We start from the raw sequence: 20,938 nt of genomic DNA, 5'->3' as shown, positions 1-20,938 counted from the left end.
GCCCCACCCACGCGTCACCCGCCGCGCCCGACGCCTGTCGGGCCCATCCGCCTCCGTTGCCCCTCCCGCTGCCTGAACGACGAGAGTCCGCCGCCATGTACGAGTTGTCCCGGGTCCGCCTCTACTCCATCGGGCCTGCCGGTGCGCGCTACGCCGACACCGTGCTTGACCTGCGCGGCGTCGGTCAGCCCGTGCCCAGCCCTGCGCCGGCCCAGGCGGAGTTCTTCGAGGACGAGCCGGTGGGCCCGCCACGCCGCCCGGCACCCGCAGGCGTGCTCTTCCTGGAGAACGGCGGCGGAAAGTCCGTCCTGCTCAAGCTGATCTTCTCGGTCATGCTGCCGGGGCACCGCAACACCCTGGGCGGCGCCAGCTCGGGTGTGCTGCGCAAGTTCCTGCTCGCCGACGACTGCGGGCATGTCGCCCTGGAGTGGCAGCACACGCTCACCGGCGAATGCGTGGTCGTCGGCAAGGTCAGCGAGTGGCGCGGACGTCAGGTGTCCAACGACCCGCGCAAGTTCGCCGAGGCCTGGTACTCCTTCCGCCCCGGGCCCGGACTCAGTCTCGACAGCCTGCCCGTCGCCGAGGCCACCTCCGTGGGCCGCCCCGCCGAAGGCGTCTCGGGCGCCCGGGGCAGGCGCCGCACCATGAAGGGCTTCCGCGACGCCCTCACGGACGCGGGCAAGTTCTACCAGCACCTCGATGTGCACTGGGAAGAGATCCACGACCGCTGGAACGAACACCTCGGTGATCTCGGACTCGACCCCGAACTCTTCCGCTACCAGCGCGAGATGAACGCGGACGAGGGCGAGGCAGCCGGACTGTTCGCCGTCAAGAAGGACTCCGACTTCACCGACCTGCTGCTGCGGGCCGTGACCGACACCCGCGACACCGACGGCCTAGCCGACCTCGTCAGCGGCTTCGGCAACAAGCTGGGCCGCCGCGCCGAGCTCACCGCCGAGCGTGACTTCACCGCCGGATCCGTCGATCTGCTGGGCCGGATCGTCGAGGCCACCGAGATCAGGGCCCGCAGCCGCGACATCCACGCCGGCGCCGAGCGCCGCACCCGCACCCTCGCCCGCAGGCTGTCCGCCCGCGCCGCCGAGGAACGGGGCCGCTCCGCGGAGCTCGCCCAGCAGGTCACGGCCGCGGCCCACACCGTCACCGCGGCGGAGGCCGCCCGCAGCCACCGGGACCTGATCGCGGCGGAGCTGGCCTACCGGCACGCCTCACTGGCTCTGGCCGCAGCGGAGAAGGGCGCGGCGGCCCAGCGCCGCGAGCTGGGCGACGCACGTACGCTGCACGCCGCCTGGCAGGCCGCCGAGGCAGTCCTGCGCCACCGCGCCGCCGCCGACCGCTCCGCCCGTGTCGCCGTGGCCATCCGGGAGGCGGAGCGCGACGCCGCCCCGGCTCTCGCCGCACGCGCCACGGCCGCCGCGGACTTGGTGCGCGCCCTGCACACGGCGGCCGAGGCGGGCGAGAGTGTGGCCAACGAGGAGGAGGAGCGCTCAGCCACCCTCCAGGCCACCGGCGAGACAGCTCACCGTGATGCCACCACGGCGGCAACCGAGGCCCAGCGTGCCCGCAGCGAGGCCGGACATCTGCGCCAGCGCCTTGCCGAGGTCGAACAGGAGACCGCCGAAGCCGTACAGGCGGGCTGGCTCGACAACAGCGCGCCCGACGCCGACCCGGCCCGCGCGGCGCTGGCCGCCAGCGATGCCGAACAGTCCGCCGTCGCCGCCTGGGACACCGCCAGGGAGGCGGCCCGGGCCACGGCCGACCACGCCAGGGAGGCGGCGGCGGCCGAGAGCCGTGCCGAGCTCGCCGCGGCCCGGGCGGCAGACGGCGCACGGGCCGCCGAACAGTCGTACGAGGCCGAGCGCAGGGCCGCCGAGTCGATCGCGGCCGACCACCGCCTCGCCGACCTGCTTGGACTGCCGACGACGCCCGGCACCGGCGTGCCCCGCCCCCGCAGGGCCGCCGCCGAACCCGACAGGGCGGGCGAGGGCGCCCGCGTGGCCTCCCGGGACGCGCAGTCCCTCACCGCCGAAGAGCTCGACAGCAGTGCCGACGAGCTGCGCGAGCTTCTCGACCACGGCATCTCCTCCGCCGAGCGCAGGCTCTTCGACCTGCGCACCGCCGCCGCCGACGATTCGCGCATCCTCGGCGCGCTCGGCGACGGAGGACTGCTGCCGCCCGGCCCCGACGTCCTCGCCACGGTCGAATACCTCGGTGAGCACGGCATCCCGGCCCTGCCGGGCTGGCGCTACCTCGCCCAGGCCGTCGACCCCGCCGACCACGCAGCCGTGCTCGCTGCACGCCCCGAGCTCGTCGACGGCGTCGTCATCACCGATCCGGACGCCCACGCCCGCGCCCGGGAGGTGCTCGGCACCGCCGCCCTGCTGCCCCGCTCGGCCGTAGCGGTCGGCACCACCGCGGCACTTCTCGCGCCCGTCCCGGTGCCCGACGCGGGCACCGGTGGCGCGGACGAGGTCTTCCTCGTCCCGCCGAACCCGGCCATGCACGACGAGCACGCGGCGGACGAGGAGCGGCAGGCACTCAGGAACCGGGCCGCAGCCCGCGACGAGGACATCAGGACCCTGGCGGCACGGCTCACCGCCGACCGCACCCTCGCCGCCCGTATCGGCTCGTGGCGCTCCGACTGCCCGCCCGGCATGCTCGGCGAGCTCGGCGAAGCGGCCCGCACCGCGCGCACCGCGGCCGAAACGGCCGAGGCCGCACTCGCCGAGGCCCGCACCGTCCGCGCCGAGGCCGACGAAGCGGCCGCCGACACCGCGCGTGTCCGCGACGAGCGGCAGGAGGCAGCACAGCGCGCCCGCCGTGCTGCCGACGCCCTCGCCGGACTGGCCCACCGCCTGCGCGAACGGACAGCCTGGCAGGCACGGCTCCGTGAACTGACCGACGAGGCAGCCGAATCCGAAGCGCGGGCCACGGTCTGTCTGGAGCGGGCGCGCGCCGCGGACGAGGACCGCAGAGCCGCTCAGCGCGCCGCGGACGACGCGCGACGCACCGCCCGGGCCCTGCGTGCCGAACGCGCCGAGATCGCGGGCGCCCCCGAAACGCTCCCCGACCAGGCCGCCGGCACCGTCCGTACCTCCCTCCCCGCCCTGCGAGAGGCGTACCGGGCCGCATCCCAGCTGTACGAGAAGGTGGGTGTCGGCGCCGACCTGCGCGCCGAGCAGGCCCGCGCCGAGAGCGACGAGAGTGCCGCCGTGGCCGAGCTCGACCGCCTCTCCAACAAGGTCCGTACCCGTGCCGCCCAGCTCCTCGAAGGCACCGACGGAGCCGACGGGCCCTCGCGGCAGGCCGCGGCAGCCCGCGCCGAGTCCCTCGTTCAGCTCCTGGAGACCAGGGCGTCCACGGCCAGCGAGCAGCTCGGCAGGCTACGGGGCGAGGCGGAACGGCTTGCCCCGGCCGACGACGAAGCCCGCCACACCGAGCTCTCCGCCGCCCTCTCCCCGGCCGACGCCGAACAGGCCCAGACCCTGTTCCGCACGGCAACGGCCGAACTGGCCTCCGCCACTGCGGCCCTGGACACCGCCCGCGCCGCCCACGCCGAACTGCTGCGCACCCACCGCAGCGCGGAGGACTCGGCGAGCGGCTTCGACGAGACGGCGGCGCTCCTGCGCGACCTGCTCAGGGACCACGGCACGGACGACGAGACGGACGCACCCGACCCGTACCCCGGCACCCTCGAGGAGGCCAGGCAGTCCGCGGCCGAGGCCCGGCGCTCACTGCGCGGCTGCGTCACCGACCTGTCGGCGGCCGAGAGCTCCGTACGGGAAGCGAGCGACGTGCTCGTTCGGCATGCCAACTCCACCCGCTACGAACAGGTCCGCACACCCGCCCGGCAGCAGATCCGTGAACTCCCGGCCGCCGCCCTGCCCGACCACGCGGAGAAGTGGGCTGCCGCCTTCGCCCCCCGGCTGCGGGTGCTCACCGACGAGCTCGCCCAGCTGGAGCGCAATCGCGACTCCATCGTCGACCGGCTGCGTGGTCTCGTGGATTCCGCCCTCACGACCCTTCGCTCCGCCCAGCGGCTCTCCCAGCTTCCCGAGGGTCTCGGAGAGTGGTCGGGCCAGGAGTTCCTCCGGATCCGCTTCGAGGAACCCGACCAGGCCACTCTCAGCGAGCGGCTCGGAGAGGTCATCGACGAAGCCACGCACGCAGCGCTCAAGAAGAACTCCGACCTACGCCGGGACGGCATGTCCCTGCTGCTGCGGGGTGTCCAGGCGGCGCTCCAGCCCAAGGGCATCGCCGTGGAGATCCTCAAGCCGGACGCGGTGCTGCGCGCCGAGCGGGTCCCGGTCGGGCAGATGGGCGATGTCTTCTCAGGTGGTCAGCTGCTGACCGCAGCGATCGCCCTGTACTGCACGATGGCAGCCCTGCGCAGCAACGACCGGGGCCGCGACCGCCACCGCCACGCGGGGACACTCTTCCTCGACAATCCCATCGGCCGGGCCAACGCCACCTATCTGCTCGAACTCCAGCGTGCCGTCTCCGACGCACTGGGGGTTCAGCTCCTCTACACGACCGGGTTGTTCGACACCACGGCGCTCGCAGAATTCCCGCTGGTCATCCGGCTCCGCAACGACGCGGACCTGCGCGCGGGACTGAAGTACATCAGCGTGGAGGAGCACCTGAGGCCAGGTCTGCCGCAGCAGGACCCGGAGGGGGAATCCGTCCACGGCGAGATCACGGCGACCCGCATGTTCAAACGTACCGAGCCGACTCCGAACGCCCCGGCCGGGGCAACGGTTCCGGAGATGCGGACGGAGTCGACCGTTCGCTAGCTCCGCGTCCGCCCGGCCGGGCGTCACCGGGTCGCTCGGCCACCGCGCCGGAGCGCAGGCCGTCAGGCCCGGGAGAGCCCGCCTGCGCCCCGGCGTCGTATCCGGGTGGCCCTGCGGGTCTGCGCCCTGGCCGTCCGCCGGGCCCGGCGCCGCTCACGCCGCATACGACGCGCCGTGCTGCTCGGCACCGACACCACGCCGTTGCGCTGATTCCACACCTGCCGGGTCACCCAGACATCCAGCACCGACCACGTCGCGACGACCGTGCTGCCCACGCCACTGAGCACCATCGGGAAGGCGAGCCACGATCCGGTAAGGGTGCACAGGAAAGCCACCATGGCCTGGATGATCGTCAGCGACATTATGAGGACGGCACGCACAGCAGCCGTCCGCACCGGATCAGGCATCCGCCGCCGCAGCGCGGGTTCCTCCACCCACAGCTGCTGCCGCGGAACCCTCGCCGGGCCGATCTCCGCTGCAGCCTCAGCCGACGCCGCGATCCGACGCTCTTCCGTGTCCAAGGACCTTCATCTCCCCACCGCTGTCCGACTTCAGGGTGGCTGCCCGGCTTGCACCCGCGCTACGCGGGCGGACCCTGTCGCTCTGCCGCGCCTGCCCCGTAATGTTCTCTGCCCCGTACAACTGGACGAACGCCTGGCCGGGAAGATTCCCGCCGAACGTCCTCAATCAGCCCCGTAAGCTGACGGAACGAAGAGTTCCAGCCAACTGCCCGAAGTGACTGTGCGACCCGCCGGTAGACTTTCTCTGTCGCTTTCGCGAATTTCATCTCAGGGAATACCCGGACAACTCGTGATCAACGAGGGGGAGGACGGCCGAAAATCGTCCGGACACGCCTTCGAGTTGTCTGCGTGTCAGTAGTAGGCTCGCGCCGTTTGTTGACGGAACACCGACGTACCCCCGGCGGGCCACCGCCGGAACACCGGAACAACACCGACACAACCACCCCCGCAGAGCGGGGTCGAGCTGGGGGAGGCCATGCGCTTTCGCGGAAAGTCCATCCGCAGGAAGATCGTGGCGTTGCTCATGGTGCCGCTCGTCTCTCTCACGGGTCTCTGGGTCTTCGCCACCTACGTCACCGGCCGCGAAGCCGGTGAACTGATGGGTGCGAGCGCCATCGTGGAGAAGGTCGGCCACCCCCTGGAGGACACCGTCCGCGCCGTCCAGGGCGAACGCCGTCAGACGCTGGTCTTCCTCGCCGATCCCCGGGCCTCCGACGCCCTGCCGATCCTGCGCCGTCAACGTGCCGTGACCGACCGGGTCGTGGCCGACGTGAGGAGGAGCGCTCAACAGGAAGGCGTCCGCGACGCGCTGAGTCCGGACGCGGAGTCGCAGCTCGACTCGATCCTCAGCGAGGTCGACGGCCTGGACGCGCTGCGTACGTCCGTCGAGAAGCGCACGATCGACCGGACCCGGGCGCTCGACTTCTACAACGGTCTCGTCGACCCCTGCTACCGCTTCCTCAACGGTCTCCACACCATGGAGAACGTGTCCATGGACAAGCAGGTCCGGGCCCTGGTCGGTATCTCCCGGGCGCGCGAGATGCTTTCCCGCGAGGACGCGCTGGTCGCTTCGGGCCTCATCGCGGGCCGACTGGGCGCCCCCGAGCTGCGCGTCATCTCCGACCTCGCCGCCAGCCGCAAGCTGCTGTACGAGGTCAACCTCGAGCTGCTGCCCGGGTCCGAGAGCCGGCGCATGGAGCAGTACTGGGGAAGCCCTGACACCGAACCGCTGCGCACGGCCGAGCAACGGCTCATCGCCGCCGGACCGTTCAAGAAGCCGGGCGCCATCGATACGGCGCGCTGGCAGGAGGTGGCCCCGCCGGTCCTCGAGCACCTGGCCAACGACAGCACCGAGATGGCCAACCGCTTCCAGGACCGCGCCGAACCGGCCGCCTACCGGGTCCTGATCCAGGCAGGCGTCGCCGGTGTCCTCGGATTCGTCGCCCTGCTCGTGTCCGTCTTCGTCTCGGTACGCGTCGGACGCGAGCTCGTCCGCGACCTCTCCAGGCTGCGCAAGGACGCCCACGAGGTGTCCGGCGTACGGCTGCCCAGCGTGATGCGGCGACTGGCCGCCGGCGAGCAGGTCGACGTCGAGACGGAGGCTCCGCACCTCCAGTACGAGCGGGACGAGATCGGCCAGGTCGGCCAGGCACTCAACACGCTCCAGCGGGCCGCCGTCGAGGCCGCGGTCAAACAGGCGGACATGCGACGCGGCGTCTCCGAGGTCTTCGTCAATCTCGCACGGCGCAACCAGGTGCTCCTGCACCGCCAGCTGACCCTCCTGGACACCATGGAGCGCCGCACCGAGAACAGCGACGAACTCTCCGATCTCTTCCGCCTCGACCACCTGACCACCCGCATGCGGCGCCACGCGGAAGGGCTCGTGATCCTCTCCGGAGCGGCTCCGTCCCGGCAGTGGCGCAAGCCGATCCAGCTGATGGACGTGGTGCGGGCAGCGGTCGCGGAGGTGGAGGACTACGAACGGATCGAGGTCCGGCGCCTTGCCCGTATCGGCGTGGGCGGCCCCGCCGTGGCCGACCTCACCCACCTGATCGCCGAACTCCTGGAGAACGCCACCGTGTTCTCGCCCCCGCACACCGCGGTCCAGGTGCACGGCGAACGCGTGGCCAACGGCTTCACTCTCGAGATCCACGACCGCGGCCTCGGCATGGCGCCCGAGGTCCTCCTGGACGCCAACCTGCGGCTCGCCGAGACCCCCGACTTCGAGCTCTCCGACACCGACCGGCTCGGCCTCTTCGTGGTCAGCCGGCTCGCCCAGCGGCAGAACGTCCGGGTATCGCTGCAGACATCGCCGTACGGGGGGACGACCGCGATCGTCTTCATCCCGGCCCAACTGCTCACCGACGCACCCGACACCCATGGCACGGGCTTCCGCCTCGACCGCCGGGCCGAGAAGGCGATCGGCAGCGGCCGGCCGGGCAGTACCGTGCCCGGCAGCGACAAGGCCCGCCGGGACGGACTGGCGGACGTGACCACCACGGCCAGGCCCTCCGGACTCTCCCCGGTACCCACCGGTCTCAGCGACCCGTCCGTGCTCGACGGCCCCGTCGAGCTCGAAAGCCCGGTAGGGGCAATGGGATTCACCGACGACCAGGCACTCGACCCGGCGCTCGGGCCCGTCCTTGACGGCGTCTCCGACCTCGAGGACACGGAGAGCGAGCGTGGCGGCATCTTCCGCGCCCGCGATCTGCGCAGGGACACCGACCGCGAACAGCATCAGCAGGCGTTCGACCCGTCCGACGGGCGCGCGGGGGATGTCCGCCCGATGCGCCCCGCAGGTCCCGTGCCGCTGCCGCGCCGCAAGCCGCCGACCCTGGTCACCGACCACGGCCGCCGGGTCGGCGAGACGGACCGGACCCGCTCCACGACCCCGGATACCTTCCCCGCCGCGCCGGACTCCGCGGCCTTCCCGGCCGCTCCCGACGCGGGCACCCTCTCCGCTTCCCCCGAGGCCGGGAAGCGGGTGCCCTTCCCGGCACAGCGCAGCTCCACCGCCCGGCCGTCCGCACCGGGCCCCGTGGGCGGCCTGCCGCGCAGGGTCCGGCAGGCCAGCCTCGCCCCTCAGCTCCGGGAGGACTCCGCGGGCCGGACTCCCGGCCACGTCCCCGCAGACACCGACGACGACCTCGAACGTGACGCGGATGAAGTACGCAATCGCATGGCTTCGCTTCAACGCGGCTGGCAGCGCGGCCGTCGGCAGAACGCCGAGGACGTGACCGGCCCCGGCGAGGCAGCACCAGGAACCACTCCGGGAGGGGACGGTCGATGACCGCACCGAACGCAGCAGCACACAACGCCTCACGCCAGGGCTCCGGCGAACTCAACTGGCTCCTCGACGAATTGGTCGAGCGCGTCGCGAGCATCAGTAAGGCGCTGGTGCTCTCCAGCGACGGCCTGGCCACCGGCACGTCCAAGGATCTGACCCGCGAGGACAGCGAACACCTGGCAGCCGTGGCCTCCGGATTCCACAGCCTCGCCAAGGGTGTGGGACGCCATTTCGACGCGGGCCGGGTCCGGCAGACCGTCGTCGAACTCGATGAGGCCTTCCTCTTCGTCACGGCGGCCGGCGACGGAAGCTGTCTCGCCGTCCTTGCCGACTCGGACTCGGACGTCGGGCAGGTGGCGTACGAGATGACCCTCATGGTCAAGCGCGTGGGGGTCCACCTGGCCAACGCCCCCCGGACGACCGGTCTCTCCGCCGGAGGGTGAGCGGACGGCATGAGCGCTGACTCCGTCCGGGGCGCCGCCTCCGGATCATCACCCGCTCCCACCGATGCGGGTTCCTCGCGCTGGTACGACGCCGAAGCAGGTCCCGTCGTCCGTCCGTACGCGATGACCCGGGGGCGTACCAGCAGCGCGTCCCGTCACCGTCTCGACCTGATCGCGATCGTTGTCCCCGAACCCGCGGCCGACGATCCGGGCCGCGACCAGACGCTCTCCCCGGAACACGTGGAGATCGTTGATCTGTGCAGCGACATGCCCCAGTCGATCGCCGAGCTCGCCTCGGGACTGGACCTCCCCGTCGGGGTGGTCCGGGTCCTGGTCGGTGACCTCGTCGAAGACGAACTGGTGCATGTCACCCGTCCCGTTCCGCCGGCCGAGCTGCCGGACGTGAACATTCTTCGCGAGGTGATCAATGGCCTTCGGGCGCTCTAGCCGCAGAAAGCGGCCCGTTGAGCCCGTTACCCTGAAAATCCTGGTGGCGGGCGGCTTCGGCGTGGGCAAGACGACCCTGGTCGGGGCGGTCAGCGAGATCAGACCGCTGCGTACGGAGGAGAGGCTGAGCGAGGCGGGCCGTCCCGTCGACGACCTTGCCGGTGTCGAGGGCAAGAGCACCACCACGGTGGCCATGGACTTCGGGCGGATCACACTGCGCGAGGACCTGGTCCTCTATCTGTTCGGGACGCCCGGACAGGACCGGTTCTGGTTCCTGTGGGACGAACTGGCCCAGGGAGCGCTGGGGGCGGTGGTCCTCGCGGACACCCGACGGCTGGAGGACTGTTTCGCGGCGGTCGACTACTTCGAGCGCCGCGGGATCCCGTTCACCGTCGCAGTCAACCTCTTCGAGGGAGCCGAGCAGTTCCCCACCGAAGCGGTGCGGGCGGCACTCGACCTCGACCCGGAGGTGCCGGTTCTTCTGTGCGACGCGCGCGACCGGGCGTCCGTACGGGATGTGCTGGTGGGCGTCGTCGAGCACGCGATGGCGCGGGCCGACCGGCTCCGGGAACCTGCCACGACCTGACGGCCAGGTGACAGCAAGGAACGCGGCCCGTACCCCCGCCGACCGGGGTACGGGCCGCGCGTACGGTGCAGACCGCCAGCGGCCGTGGGAGGAGTCTTCCGCCGTCGTGACGGACCGTCAACCCCTGTGCGCACCCTGCGTTCAGGGGTTCTCGGCGAGCCACTTGGCGGCGGTCTCGGCCAGCTCTCCGTCCCGTCCGGCGAGCATCATGCGGATCATCTGCACATCGCCGCGCAGTGACCATGCGGGGTGCCCGAACGTGGCGGGATTGTTCTTCTCGATGAAGAAGTGCGCCGGCCAGGCGGTGCCGTACCCGATCAGGGGCAACGCCGCGGCGTAGCGCTTCCGGCCGCGCGCCAGCCCGTAGGCGGTGATCGCGAGACCGGTCAGGGTCCCCGTCAGATGGACCCACCTGGTCGCCGCCCTGGAGTGCATCGCGACGTAGTAAGGCCAGAAATCTTCGTACGAGTTGAACGTCTGCTGTGACATAAAGGCACCGTAATGGCTGACGCGGCAACCGGATACGGCAGTTCCGCGTCCGATAGGGAGAACGGGCGGCCGGAGCCCACGGGGGTGGTCCCGGTCGCCCGTTCTCGTCGCGGCACTGCTCTCAGTGCCCCGCGACGGACCGCCTGCTCACCGGGAAGTCGAAGTACGTGGCCGGGAAGAGTTCCGGCTTGTAGGTGTAGTGCCACCACTCCTCGGCCAGGTTCACGAAACCGAGTCCGGTGAGCGTCGTCCTGAGGAACTGCCGGTTCGTGCGCTGCACCCCCTGCACCCGTGGGTCGTCCGTGTGCGACAACGTGTCGAAACAGTCATAACCCGTCCCCATATCCACCGAATTATCGGGGAAGCGCTCTGCCTCCGGTGCGTAGCACGGTGCCAGCTGCTCGCCCGGCACGTACGGCCTGGTCGGCAGGGCGGGCAGCTTGACCAGCGTCAGGTCGACCGTGCTGCCCCGGCTGTGACCGGACTTCTCCGCGATGTAACCGTCCTCGAACAGGCGCGTCTTGTCGACGAGCGGGTAGAACTCGCCCTTCATGGTCTGGTCGTCGAGATCCTTTGCCCAGCGCACGAAGTGGTTCACCGCCCGCTGCGGCCGGTAGCAGTCGTACACCTTGAGCGAGTAGCCCTGGCGCAGGAGGCTCCGCTGAGCCGTGCGCAGCGCGCGTGCCGCGGGCCGGGTCAGGATGCAGACCGGCTGCCGGTACCCGTCCACCTGCTCACCCAAGAAGGTGTGCGCGGTGCTGTAGCGCATCTCCGTGATGATCGTGGGATCGACCGAGCGCAGATCGACGAACTCCGGGGGAGCCTTGGGTTCGGGCTCGGACCGGGCCACCGGAGCGGCAGCGGTCACGGCGAGCAGGGCGGCGGCAACGGCGGCCGAAGCGCGGAGGGCGTGAGCAATTCCTGTCATGGGCACATCGTCTATCAGTTCGAGGGCCGAAGGAGAAGAGCGATCGGATACAGTCCGCCCGTGAAGGACTCCCACTGCAGCACCTGCGGAGGCCCGTACTCCGCAGACCTGTCGGCGCCCACCGCCTGGCCACGTACCTGCCCCACCTGCGGCGCCACCGCCTACCGCAACCCGCTGCCCGTCGCCGTCGCCCTCCTGCCGGTCACCGGCCCGCACGGCACCGGACTCGTCGTCATCACCCGCACCATCCCGCCGCAACTGGGCGGCGTCGCACTGCCCGGCGGGTACATCGACCACACCGAGGACTGGCGCCACGCGGTCGTACGGGAACTGCGCGAGGAAACCGGAATCAAGGCCGACGGGATGGACGTCCGGCTCGCCGACGCCCTGAGCTCCCCGGACGGCCATCTCCTTCTTTTCGGCCTGCTCCCGTCCCGTCCCGCCGCGGACCTGCCTCTCTCAGCACCGACGGACGAGACCTCGGGATTCACGGTGCTGCGCGCCCCTGAAGAGCTCGCCTTCCCGCTGCACACCCAGGCCGTACGCTCCTGGTTCGCCGGCAACTACAGCGCCTGAGCCGGGCCCCCGGAGGCCCGCAGCCCCCGCACCCGCACCGGATACGTCACCAGGTCCTCCTCACCGTCCCGCTCGACCACGACGCGCCCGCCCGCCAGCCGTGACGTGAACCGCTCCACCTCGGCCCGCGTCCACCCGTCGCCCACATCGCGGGCCACCAGCCCGCCACCCGTGCGCCCCGCCGCCGGAGCCCACACCTCCAGCTCCGGATTCCCGTCCGCACCCCGTACCGGCAGCACCGCCCCGGCCCGCGCCAGCACCGGAATCCGTGACAGCGGCGCATCCAGCAGAATCTGCCCCGGCCCCTCGTACGCCTCCTCGGTCGCCGTGTCGTACCAACGGCCCCGCGGCAGCCGAACCGCACGACGGTCCGACCCGCACTCCAGCACCGGCGCAACGAGCAGCGCATCGCCCAGCAGGAACGCGTCCTCGCACTCCCGCAGCGCCCGGTCCCCGGAGGCCCCCCACCACAACGGCCGCACATACGGCGCACCGGTCAGCCGGGCCAGCTCCGCCAAGGTCACGAAGTACGGAAGCAGCCGCTCCCGCTCCTCCAGCACGGTCCGCGCGTGGCTGAGCACCTCGGGCCCGAACTCCCACGGCTCCCGCCGTCCCGCATCGATGGCCGCATGGGTACGGAACAGCGGCAGGTACGCGCCCAGCTGGAACCAGCGCAGATACAGCTCGGGCGACGGCGACCCGTCGAATCCGCCCACGTCCGGACCCGAATAGGGCACCCCGCAGAGCCCGAGACCCAGCACCAGGGCCAGCGAGGCCCGCAGCCCCGGCCACCCCGTGGACACGTCACCGGACCAGGTGCCCCCGTACCGCTGCATGCCCGCCCACCCGGAACGGGAGAACAGGAACGGCCGCTCATCGGGCCGCAGCCGGCGCAGCCCCTCGTACCCGGCCTGCGCCATCGCGAGACCGTACACATTGTGGGCCTCACGATGGTCCCCGCCGCGGCCCTCCAACGCGTGCCGGGCCGAACGCGGCAGCGACGGGTCCCCGAAGGCCGTGAACGCCACCGGCTCGTTCATGTCGTGCCACACCCCGGAGAACCCCTGGGCCAGCCGCTCCTCGTACAGCGTCCCCCACCACTGCCTCACCTGCGGATCGGTGAAGTCCGGATAGACGCACTCACCCGGCCACACCTCACCGAGCACGGGGCTCCCCTGCGGATCCCGGACGAACGCACCCGCCGTGCCGACCTCCCGGCCACTGTCGAACACCCCGTTACCGGGCGATGCCTTCACCGCCGGGTCGACGATCGTCACCAGGCGCACCCCGTCCGCGCGCAGCTCCTTCGCCAGTCCGGGCAGATCGGGGAACCGCTCGCGGTCGACCGTGAATACCTGATGCGCGTCGAAGTGGTCGATGTCCAGATGCACGGCCGACAGCGGGAGCCCCCGCTCCCGGTACCCCGCCACGATCCTCCGCACTTCGTGCTCGCTGCCGAACCCCCACCTGGCATGCTGCGGACCCAACGCCCACGAGGGCGGCAGCGCCGGCGCACCGGTCAGAGCCGTCCAGCCCTGCAGCACCCTGGACGGCGTACCCGCGACCACCCAGCAGCGCAGCGGACCGCCCTCCATCCGCACCTCACAGGTACCCGGCCGGTCGTGCCCGGACCCCGCACCCTCCGCACCCTCCCGGAGCGTCACCCGGCCCGACCAGGTGTTGTCATGGAACGCCAGATGCGTCCCCGCGTCCGACACCACCAACTGCACCGGCATCGTCAGATACAACGGATCGTCCCCGGGACCGAAGCGACCGCCCGGATCGGTGTTCCACAGCCGGTACGTCCCCCCGCGCAGCCGTGGACCGCCGGCCCGCCCGCCAAGGCCGAAGAAGCGTGCATCGGCCGGCACCTCGGAGCGCTGCACCCAGCGCGCCGCGCCCCCGCCCACCGGTTCCCACCACCGCGGCGGCAACTCCCGGCGCAGCACCACACCGCCCGGCGTACGAAGTTCCACCGCCCCGTGCCGCGACACCGCCACTGTCAGCCGCTCCGACACCACCTGCCAGCCGCCGTTCTTGTCCGGCTCCAGCCCCGCCCGCGGATCCGCGTCCGGCGCGGCTCCAGGCAGCGCGTAGGAGGGCAGCGACTCCGCACCGTCCCAGGACCAGAACACCGCCCCACCGACGGCCACACGGATGCGCAACTCCGAACGGGCGAATCTCACGACGCCCCCGCCCGGTCCGGGCTCCGCCCCCACCAGAAGACCGGGTACCCGAGCCCGCTCGGCCCCCCGCGGCGGCAACGCGCGCGCATCCGTCCGCCGTCGCCGCCAGGCGGAGCGCACCGCCCGCATTCCCTGCACAGAACCGACCAGCCTCACCGAGCGCACCAGGTCACGACCATCCATGCAGGCCACCCTGCCATCCGCCCGGCGAGGAACGGGCCGCGTTCAACTTCCGTTCACCTGTAGCCGGACCACACAGCCGGACACGCAACCATGGCCGGGGGACCCTGGTGCGAAGGACGATCACATGGCATCGTCCGTGAATGCCGCTCACGCGCACACCCCAGCCCGTGCGCGCGACGCACGCACACCCCGCGTACCCGAGAAAGGCCAGGGAGCCACCCCATGACCTCAGCAGCCGGCGAAGCCCCCCTCTGGCAGCCCGCCCCCGAACGTGTCGAGGCCGCGGCCGTCACCCGCTTCCAGCGCTGGGCGGCCGAGCGGTACGGAGCGCCGGCCGACGGTGGCTACGCGGCGCTGCACCGCTGGTCGGTCGACGAGCTCGACACCTTCTGGCAGGCCGTCGCCGAATGGTTCGACGTTCGCTTCTCCACCCCGTACGAGACGGTCATCGGCGACCGCACCATGCCCGGCGCCCAGTGGTTCCCCGGATCGGCCCTCAACTACGCCGAGCACGCACTGCGAACCGCCGAGGACCCCCTGCGTGCCGACGCCCCCGCACTGCTCCACGTCGACGAGACCCATACCCAGATCCCCATCAGCTGGTCGTCGCTCCGGCGCCAGGTCGGCTCTCTCGCGGCCGAACTCCGCGCCCTCGGCGTCACGCCGGGCGACCGCGTCAGCGGGTACCTCCCCAACATCCCGCAGGCGGTCGTCGCCTTCCTCGCCACCGCCGCGGTCGGCGGAGTCTGGACCTCCTGCGCCCCCGACTTCGGTGCCCGCAGTGTCCTCGACCGCTTTCAGCAGGTCGAACCCGTCGTCCTGTTCACCGTCGACGGCTACCGCTACGGCGGCAAGGAGCACGACCGGAGCGAGACCGTGGCGGAGCTCCGACGCGACCTCCCCACCCTGCGTGCTGTCGTCCACATCCCTCTCCTCGGCACGGACGCGCCCGACGGCGCCCTCGAATGGTCCGCACTCACCGCCGCCGACACCGAACCGGTCTTCGAACAGGTCCCCTTCGAGCACCCGCTCTGGGTGCTCTACTCCTCCGGCACCACCGGACTTCCCAAGGCGATCGTCCAGTCCCAGGGCGGCATCCTCGTCGAACACCTCAAGCAGATCGGGCTGCACTGCGACCTCGGCCCGGACGACCGCTTCTTCTGGTACACCTCCACCGGCTGGATGATGTGGAACTTCCTCGTCTCCGGCCTGCTCACCGGCACCACGGTCGTGCTGTACGACGGAAGCCCCGGATACCCGGACGTCAGCGCCCAGTGGCGGGTCGCCGAACAGACCGGCGCCACCCTCTTCGGTACCTCCGCGGCCTACGTCATGGCCTGCCGGAAGGCCGGTATCCATCCGGGCCGCGACCACGACCTCAGCCGGGTCCAATGCGTCGCAACCACCGGTTCCCCGCTTCCGCCCGATGGTTTCCGCTGGCTCCACGACGAGGTGGCCGAGGACCTGTGGATCGCCTCCGTCAGCGGTGGCACGGACGTCTGCAGCTGCTTCGCGGGCGCGGTCCCCACCCTGCCGGTCCACATCGGTGAACTGCAGGCCCCCTGCCTCGGCACGGACCTCCAGGCCTGGGACCCCGCGGGCAAACCACTGACCGGCGAGGTCGGCGAGCTCGTCGTCACCAGCCCCATGCCCTCCATGCCGATCCACTTCTGGAACGACCCCGACGGCAGTCGTTACCACGACAGTTACTTCGACATGTACCCCGGCGTCTGGCGTCACGGGGACTGGATCACCCTCACCGACCACGGCTCGGTCATCATCCACGGACGCTCCGACTCCACCCTCAACAGGCAGGGGGTACGGATGGGGTCGGCGGACATCTACGAGGCGGTCGAGCGGCTCCCCGAGATCCGGGAGTCCCTTGTCATCGGCATCGAGGAGCCGGACGGGGGCTACTGGATGCCGCTCTTCGTCCATCTCGCCGAAGGTGCCGCGCTCGACGACGACCTCCGCAACAGCATCAAACAGACGATCCGCGAGAACCTCTCCCCACGTCACGTACCGGACGAGGTCATCGAAGTCCCCGGCATCCCGCACACCCTCACCGGCAAACGCATCGAGGTTCCGGTCAAGCGCCTCCTGCAGGGCACGGCCCTGTCCAAAGCGGTCAATCCGGGTTCCATCGACAACCTCGAACTCCTCCACTTCTACGAGAACCTCGCCCGCGAACGCCGCTGACCCGGTCACTGCGGGCCCGTTGTCAGTCCCCCTGGTTACGCTGAGTGAGCATTCATCGACAGTGCACAGGGGGACTCATGGCGCACATCAAGCAGACGAAACGCACTCACCACCGCTCCGGCACATCCATGCGACGCGCGCTGCGCCGCGAATCACCCAATACCGTCGGCCTCCTGGTCGACGCCGAGGACTTCGCGGCCATGCGTCACTACCGGAGCTTCACCTTCGACGACCACTCCGTCTACCTGGAGCAGGTCGAAGGCCTGCTCAAAACGCTTGCAGCGCAGGGAATGCACACCACGGTCGCCCTCTTCGACCCGGAGGACTACGCGGAGTTCTGTACCGATGAGGGCCTCGATCCGGACGACCGCACGAGCCGCAGCCGTTTCACTGCCGAAATCGCAGCAGCCGGCGCCACGGTGGCCTACACGGGCCAGCCCGTCGACGCACTGATCCCGCTCCTGGTCTCGCGCGCCGTACGCCGGGTGACCTGGGAGTACGCCACGATGCTCCTGGCAGACCTCGGAGACTGCGCGGACTGCGGGCAGGACATCGGCAGGGCTGCCTTCGACCGGGCCTCCCACCTCCTGATGCGCCTGCTGGAGACAGCAGGACCGGGCACCCACCACGCGGTCTGCAGCACACCCACGGAAAACGAACAGCTCCTCGCCGTGCTCCACACCACGAGGCACCCCGACGGTCCGGCGCACCTCGAATCATCCCAAGGGGCGGAGTTCGCCACCGTCCTCGCCGTGGGCATCGCACTCGAGACACAGGGAGGCGTCGTGCTGCGGACCAGCAACGCGGGCACTCCGGACCGGGTGCACGGCTGGCGCCTGATCGGTGGCGGACTCGTCCCGCTCACCGCGGGCGAGGTCTTCAGCGCCTACTGCACCGACGCGGACACGGGCGAACCGGTCTCACCGGAGTCGAACGTGGAGTACTGCGCAGGCTTCGACCTCGGCGCCGACGAACCGGAGGGGCATCACTGACGGAAAACCAGAAGGGGTTCCCGCCCCACAGGCGGGAACCCCTTCACCACCGATCGCGCGCGTCCGGCGGTGTCACTCGCCCGACAGCACCGCCTGCGCCGCGACCCGTGCCTCATCGGCGGAATCCGTCGCACGAGCGGCGGAAGCGGCACGCTCGCACTGCGCGAGCGTGTACTTCGCCAGAGTGGCGCGCACATAGGGAATGGACGCGGCGCCCATCGACAGCGAGGTGACACCCAGACCGGTCAGCACACAGGCGAGCAGCGGGTCGGCGGCAGCTTCTCCACAGACACCACAGCTCTTGCCCTCCGCCCGAGCAGCGTCGGCCGACAGGGCGACGAGATCCAGCAGAGCCGGCTGCCACGGGTCCTGCAGCCGGGAGACGGCGCCCACCTGCCGGTCGGCCGCGAAGGTGTACTGCGCCAGGTCGTTGGTGCCCAGCGACAGGAACTCCACCTCCTGCAGGATCGAGCGAGCCCGCAGCGCGGCGGAGGGAATCTCCACCATCGCGCCGAACTTCGCCTGCAGTCCTGCCTCACGACACGCGTCGGCGAACGCCTTCGCGTCGGCGCGGTCGGCCACCATCGGGGCCATGACCTCGAGGTAGACGGGCAGCCCCTCGACCGCTTTGGACAGGGCGGTCAGCTGTGTCCGCAGCACATCCGGGTGGTCCAGCAGACTGCGCAGCCCACGGACTCCGAGCGCCGGATTCGGCTCGTCCGCCGGGGTCAGGAAGTCCAGTGGCTTGTCCGCACCGGCGTCGAGCACCCGCACGACCACGCGCCCCTCGGGGAACGCCTCCAGCACGGCGCGATAAGCGGCGATCTGCTTGGCCTCGGTGGGCGCCTGCTTGCTGTCGTCCAGGAACAGGAACTCGGTACGGAACAGCCCGACCCCTTCGGCACCGGCCGCCACCGCCGCCGGTACATCAGCGGGACCGCCGACATTGGCGAGCAGCGGGACCTTGTGCCCGTCGGACGTGGCACCGGGACCGGTCGAAGCGGACAACGCAGCCTTGCGGGCCGCCGCGGCGCTCTCCATCTCCGCGCGCTTCTCGTCGCTCGGCTCGACGAAGATCTCACCGGTACTGCCGTCCACCGCGACGACGGTGCCCTCGGCGATCTCCCCGGCACCCGGAAGTGCAACGACGGCCGGCACTCCGAGTGCCCGCGCGAGAATGGCACTGTGGCTGGTCGGACCGCCCTCCTCGGTGACGAACCCGAGCACCAGGGTCGGGTCGAGCAGGGCCGTGTCGGCCGGAGCGAGGTCGCGCGCGATCAGTACGTACGGCTCGTCGCTGTCCGGGACACCCGGCATGGGAACACCGAGCAACCGCGCCACGATCCGGTTCCGCACGTCGTCGAGGTCCGCGACGCGGCCGGCCAGATACTCCCCGGCATTGGCCAGCAGAGCCCGGTACGCAGCGAATGCGTCGTAGATCCCACGCTCCGCGGTGCTGCCCACTGCGATGCGGCGATCCACATCGGCGATGAGCTCGGGGTCCTGCGCCATCATGGCCTGGGCCTCGAGCACGTGCTGAGCCTCGCCGCCGGCCAGATTGCCGCGCGCAATCAGGTCGGCCGCAACAGCTTCCACGGCCTGGCGGGCGCGCCCCTGCTCGCGCTCGGCCTCCTCCTCGGGAATCTGTTTGGCGGGCGGTTCGAGCACCGCCGTACCCATGTGCCGAACTTCGCCGATCGCCACACCGTGACTCACGCCGACGCCTCGCAGCGTTGTCTCCATTTCACCCGTCTCCGCTTGTGCGGCGGCTGTGCCGCCGCGGTGGATTCCCACTGGCTGTTACTGCACCAAAGGTGTCACTGCCAGCCGAACAGCGTGTCTCCGACCTTCACGTCGCCGTCCTCGAGCACCTCGGAAAGGGAATCGGCGGTGGCTTCGAGCGCGACGATCGGACAGATCGCCGACTTGCCGGCTACCTCGACAGCGGCAGGGTCCCACCGCACGATGCCCTGACCACGGGCCACGGTGTCCCCCTTGTTCACGAGGAGCTCGAAGCCCTCGCCATTGAGCTGTACGGTGTCGATCCCGAGGTGGGTCAGCACCCCGTGTCCTTCGTCATCCACGACGACGAAAGCGTGCGGGTGCAGGGAGACAACGATGCCGTCGATCGGAGAGACAGCCTCGGCGGGCTCGCGCACGGGGTCGATGGCGGTACCGGGACCAACCATGGCGCCGGAGAAGACCGGGTCGGGAACCGCGGTGAGCCCGATGGCGCGGCCGGCAATAGGGGACGTCACTGTGGTCATGGGGAGCCTCCCAGGGGTGGAGCTTCGTCTGTCGCCGCCAGGGCTGATGGAGGCGGCGTGCTGATCAGCAGCGTAAGTCATATGAAGTCACGGTTCCGCCCGAGAGCTACCGGTTGGGAGACCTGGGCTCGGGGCTGCCGATCATGGAATGGCCGGGCTCTGCAGCACATGACGGCTGGACTTCCGCAGTTTTAAGGACTCCTGTCCCGGCGTGCTGATGCGCCACGATGGCCGCCGGGAGGCGTCATGCTCTATGTGGCACCGGGGGCGTTCGTCGTCCTTGCCCTGGCAGTGGCGACAAGTGGTGTGGCTGAGCTTCTGACCGGATGGATCCATCCATGGGAGCGAGCCTCGGTCCTGCGTCCTGTGCCTCACGGGCTCGGCCAGGTGCTGACGGGAAGCGGCCTCTGCTGTTTCTTCGGTGTGTTCGCTTTCTCCCCGACAGGGGGCGCGTTCTTTTCGCTCATGGCAGTGGGCGCCGGGCTCTTCCTCACCGGAAGCGTCCTGATCGGGATGTCCCGGTTTCCGGACCGCTGAGGCTGCTCACGACCGCAGCCAGATGAAGGCGGCTGCGGCGCGACTCTGCCGAGGGAGATGTAGCCGCGCTGGTCGTAGCGGGAGCCGACCGCGTGCTCGTCATGATCGCCCGGGCAGGCCCCTGGGGTACACGGGAATCGATTTGCCTCGCCTCACGGCGGCCTGTACTGTCGTACTCCTGCCTGGCCCCACCACGACTTGAGTCGGGGGTCGGCAGCGACTCTCAATCAACCGAACTCCTACCTTGATTCGAATTCTGCATGCCTGCAGGAGCTGGTCAAGGAAATGGAAAAGGCCTGATAGAGTCGGACTCGCCGGAAAGGGAAACGCGAAAGCGAAGAACTGGAAAGCGCAGTAACAATTCTCCTGCTTCGCAGGGGGCCCGCTTCGACCGGGAATCGGACACGAAAGAGTCTGATAGAGTCGGAAACGCAAGAACGAAGGGAAGCGCCCGGAGGGCCCCGGTGAAACGGGACCGAAGGAAGCG

Annotated in this window: 14 protein-coding genes; 8 read left to right on the top strand and 6 right to left on the bottom strand. The window is 70.7% G+C overall.

Annotation, left to right across the window (positions count from 1 at the left end):
* Positions 1 to 95: 95 nt before the first annotated feature.
* A complete protein-coding gene (locus tag ACFWBQ_RS02720; protein WP_385483185.1) occupies positions 96 to 4,811 on the top strand; it encodes a hypothetical protein in 4,716 nt (1,571 codons plus the stop codon).
* Between the two features lie 62 nt (positions 4,812 to 4,873).
* Here the strand turns inward: ACFWBQ_RS02720 and ACFWBQ_RS02715 are convergent, their stop codons facing one another.
* On the bottom strand, positions 4,874 to 5,332 hold the full coding sequence (locus tag ACFWBQ_RS02715; protein ID WP_385483183.1) for a hypothetical protein: 459 nt from the start codon (positions 5,330 to 5,332) through the stop codon (positions 4,874 to 4,876).
* Between the two features lie 475 nt (positions 5,333 to 5,807).
* Here ACFWBQ_RS02715 and ACFWBQ_RS02710 point away from each other — a divergent pair, with 475 nt between their 5' ends.
* The 4 genes from ACFWBQ_RS02710 to ACFWBQ_RS02695 are packed head-to-tail and all read left to right on the top strand — an operon-like array spanning position 5,808 to position 10,094.
* Positions 5,808 to 8,621: a nitrate- and nitrite sensing domain-containing protein gene (locus tag ACFWBQ_RS02710; protein ID WP_385483181.1), complete on the top strand. Its 2,814-nt coding sequence runs from the start codon at positions 5,808 to 5,810 to the stop codon at positions 8,619 to 8,621.
* Positions 8,618 to 9,061 carry a roadblock/LC7 domain-containing protein gene (locus tag ACFWBQ_RS02705; protein WP_385483179.1) on the top strand — a complete coding sequence of 148 codons (444 nt, stop codon included), beginning with the start codon at positions 8,618 to 8,620 and terminating at the stop codon, positions 9,059 to 9,061. Before ACFWBQ_RS02710 ends, ACFWBQ_RS02705 begins: the two co-directional genes overlap by 4 nt.
* 9 nt (positions 9,062 to 9,070) lie before the next feature.
* Positions 9,071 to 9,508 (top strand): DUF742 domain-containing protein, encoded by a 438-nt coding sequence (locus ACFWBQ_RS02700; RefSeq protein ID WP_385483177.1) that lies wholly within the window; start codon positions 9,071 to 9,073, stop codon positions 9,506 to 9,508.
* Positions 9,489 to 10,094 carry an ATP/GTP-binding protein gene (locus ACFWBQ_RS02695; RefSeq protein WP_385483176.1) on the top strand — a complete coding sequence of 202 codons (606 nt, stop codon included), beginning with the start codon at positions 9,489 to 9,491 and terminating at the stop codon, positions 10,092 to 10,094. The genes ACFWBQ_RS02700 and ACFWBQ_RS02695 overlap by 20 nt, the downstream gene beginning before the upstream one ends.
* A gap of 141 nt (positions 10,095 to 10,235) precedes the next feature.
* Here the strand turns inward: ACFWBQ_RS02695 and ACFWBQ_RS02690 are convergent, their stop codons facing one another.
* The gene (locus ACFWBQ_RS02690; protein ID WP_385483174.1) at positions 10,236 to 10,583 is read right to left on the bottom strand and encodes an Mpo1-like protein; all 348 of its coding nucleotides are present in this window, start codon (positions 10,581 to 10,583) and stop codon (positions 10,236 to 10,238) included.
* 121 nt (positions 10,584 to 10,704) lie between these two features.
* Positions 10,705 to 11,511, bottom strand: a complete 807-nt coding sequence (locus ACFWBQ_RS02685; RefSeq protein ID WP_385483172.1) for a M15 family metallopeptidase — start codon at positions 11,509 to 11,511, stop codon at positions 10,705 to 10,707.
* Positions 11,512 to 11,571: 60 nt separating this feature from the next.
* Between ACFWBQ_RS02685 and ACFWBQ_RS02680 the strand changes: the two genes are divergently transcribed.
* On the top strand, positions 11,572 to 12,087 hold the full coding sequence (locus ACFWBQ_RS02680; protein WP_385483170.1) for an NUDIX domain-containing protein: 516 nt from the start codon (positions 11,572 to 11,574) through the stop codon (positions 12,085 to 12,087).
* On the opposite strand, the gene ACFWBQ_RS02675 is transcribed toward ACFWBQ_RS02680, so the two are convergent.
* Positions 12,075 to 14,456 carry a glycoside hydrolase family 31 protein gene (locus ACFWBQ_RS02675; protein WP_385483168.1) on the bottom strand — a complete coding sequence of 794 codons (2,382 nt, stop codon included), beginning with the start codon at positions 14,454 to 14,456 and terminating at the stop codon, positions 12,075 to 12,077. The two genes, ACFWBQ_RS02680 and ACFWBQ_RS02675, sit on opposite strands and share 13 nt — an antisense overlap.
* Before the next feature lie 222 nt (positions 14,457 to 14,678).
* Here ACFWBQ_RS02675 and ACFWBQ_RS02670 point away from each other — a divergent pair, with 222 nt between their 5' ends.
* Together ACFWBQ_RS02670 and ACFWBQ_RS02665 are read left to right on the top strand one after the other, a co-directional pair.
* Positions 14,679 to 16,655, top strand: a complete 1,977-nt coding sequence (locus tag ACFWBQ_RS02670) for an acetoacetate--CoA ligase (protein WP_385483166.1) — start codon at positions 14,679 to 14,681, stop codon at positions 16,653 to 16,655.
* Between the two features lie 77 nt (positions 16,656 to 16,732).
* Entirely contained in the window at positions 16,733 to 17,647 is a 915-nt protein-coding gene (locus ACFWBQ_RS02665) for a hypothetical protein (protein ID WP_385483165.1), read from the top strand.
* A gap of 72 nt (positions 17,648 to 17,719) precedes the next feature.
* On the opposite strand, the gene ptsP is transcribed toward ACFWBQ_RS02665, so the two are convergent.
* Together ptsP and ACFWBQ_RS02655 are read right to left on the bottom strand one after the other, a co-directional pair.
* Complete coding sequence (ptsP, locus tag ACFWBQ_RS02660; protein ID WP_385483163.1) at positions 17,720 to 19,390, bottom strand: phosphoenolpyruvate--protein phosphotransferase; 1,671 nt, start codon at positions 19,388 to 19,390, stop codon at positions 17,720 to 17,722.
* A 74-nt stretch (positions 19,391 to 19,464) separates the two neighbouring features.
* Entirely contained in the window at positions 19,465 to 19,914 is a 450-nt protein-coding gene (locus tag ACFWBQ_RS02655; protein ID WP_385483162.1) for a PTS glucose transporter subunit IIA, read from the bottom strand.
* Positions 19,915 to 20,938 lie beyond the last annotated feature (1,024 nt).

Source organism: Streptomyces sp. NPDC060035, from assembly GCF_042736635.1.
In the GTDB taxonomy this organism is placed as follows: domain Bacteria; phylum Actinomycetota; class Actinomycetes; order Streptomycetales; family Streptomycetaceae; genus Streptomyces.
This window is presented reverse-complemented; position numbering and strand designations above follow the sequence as displayed.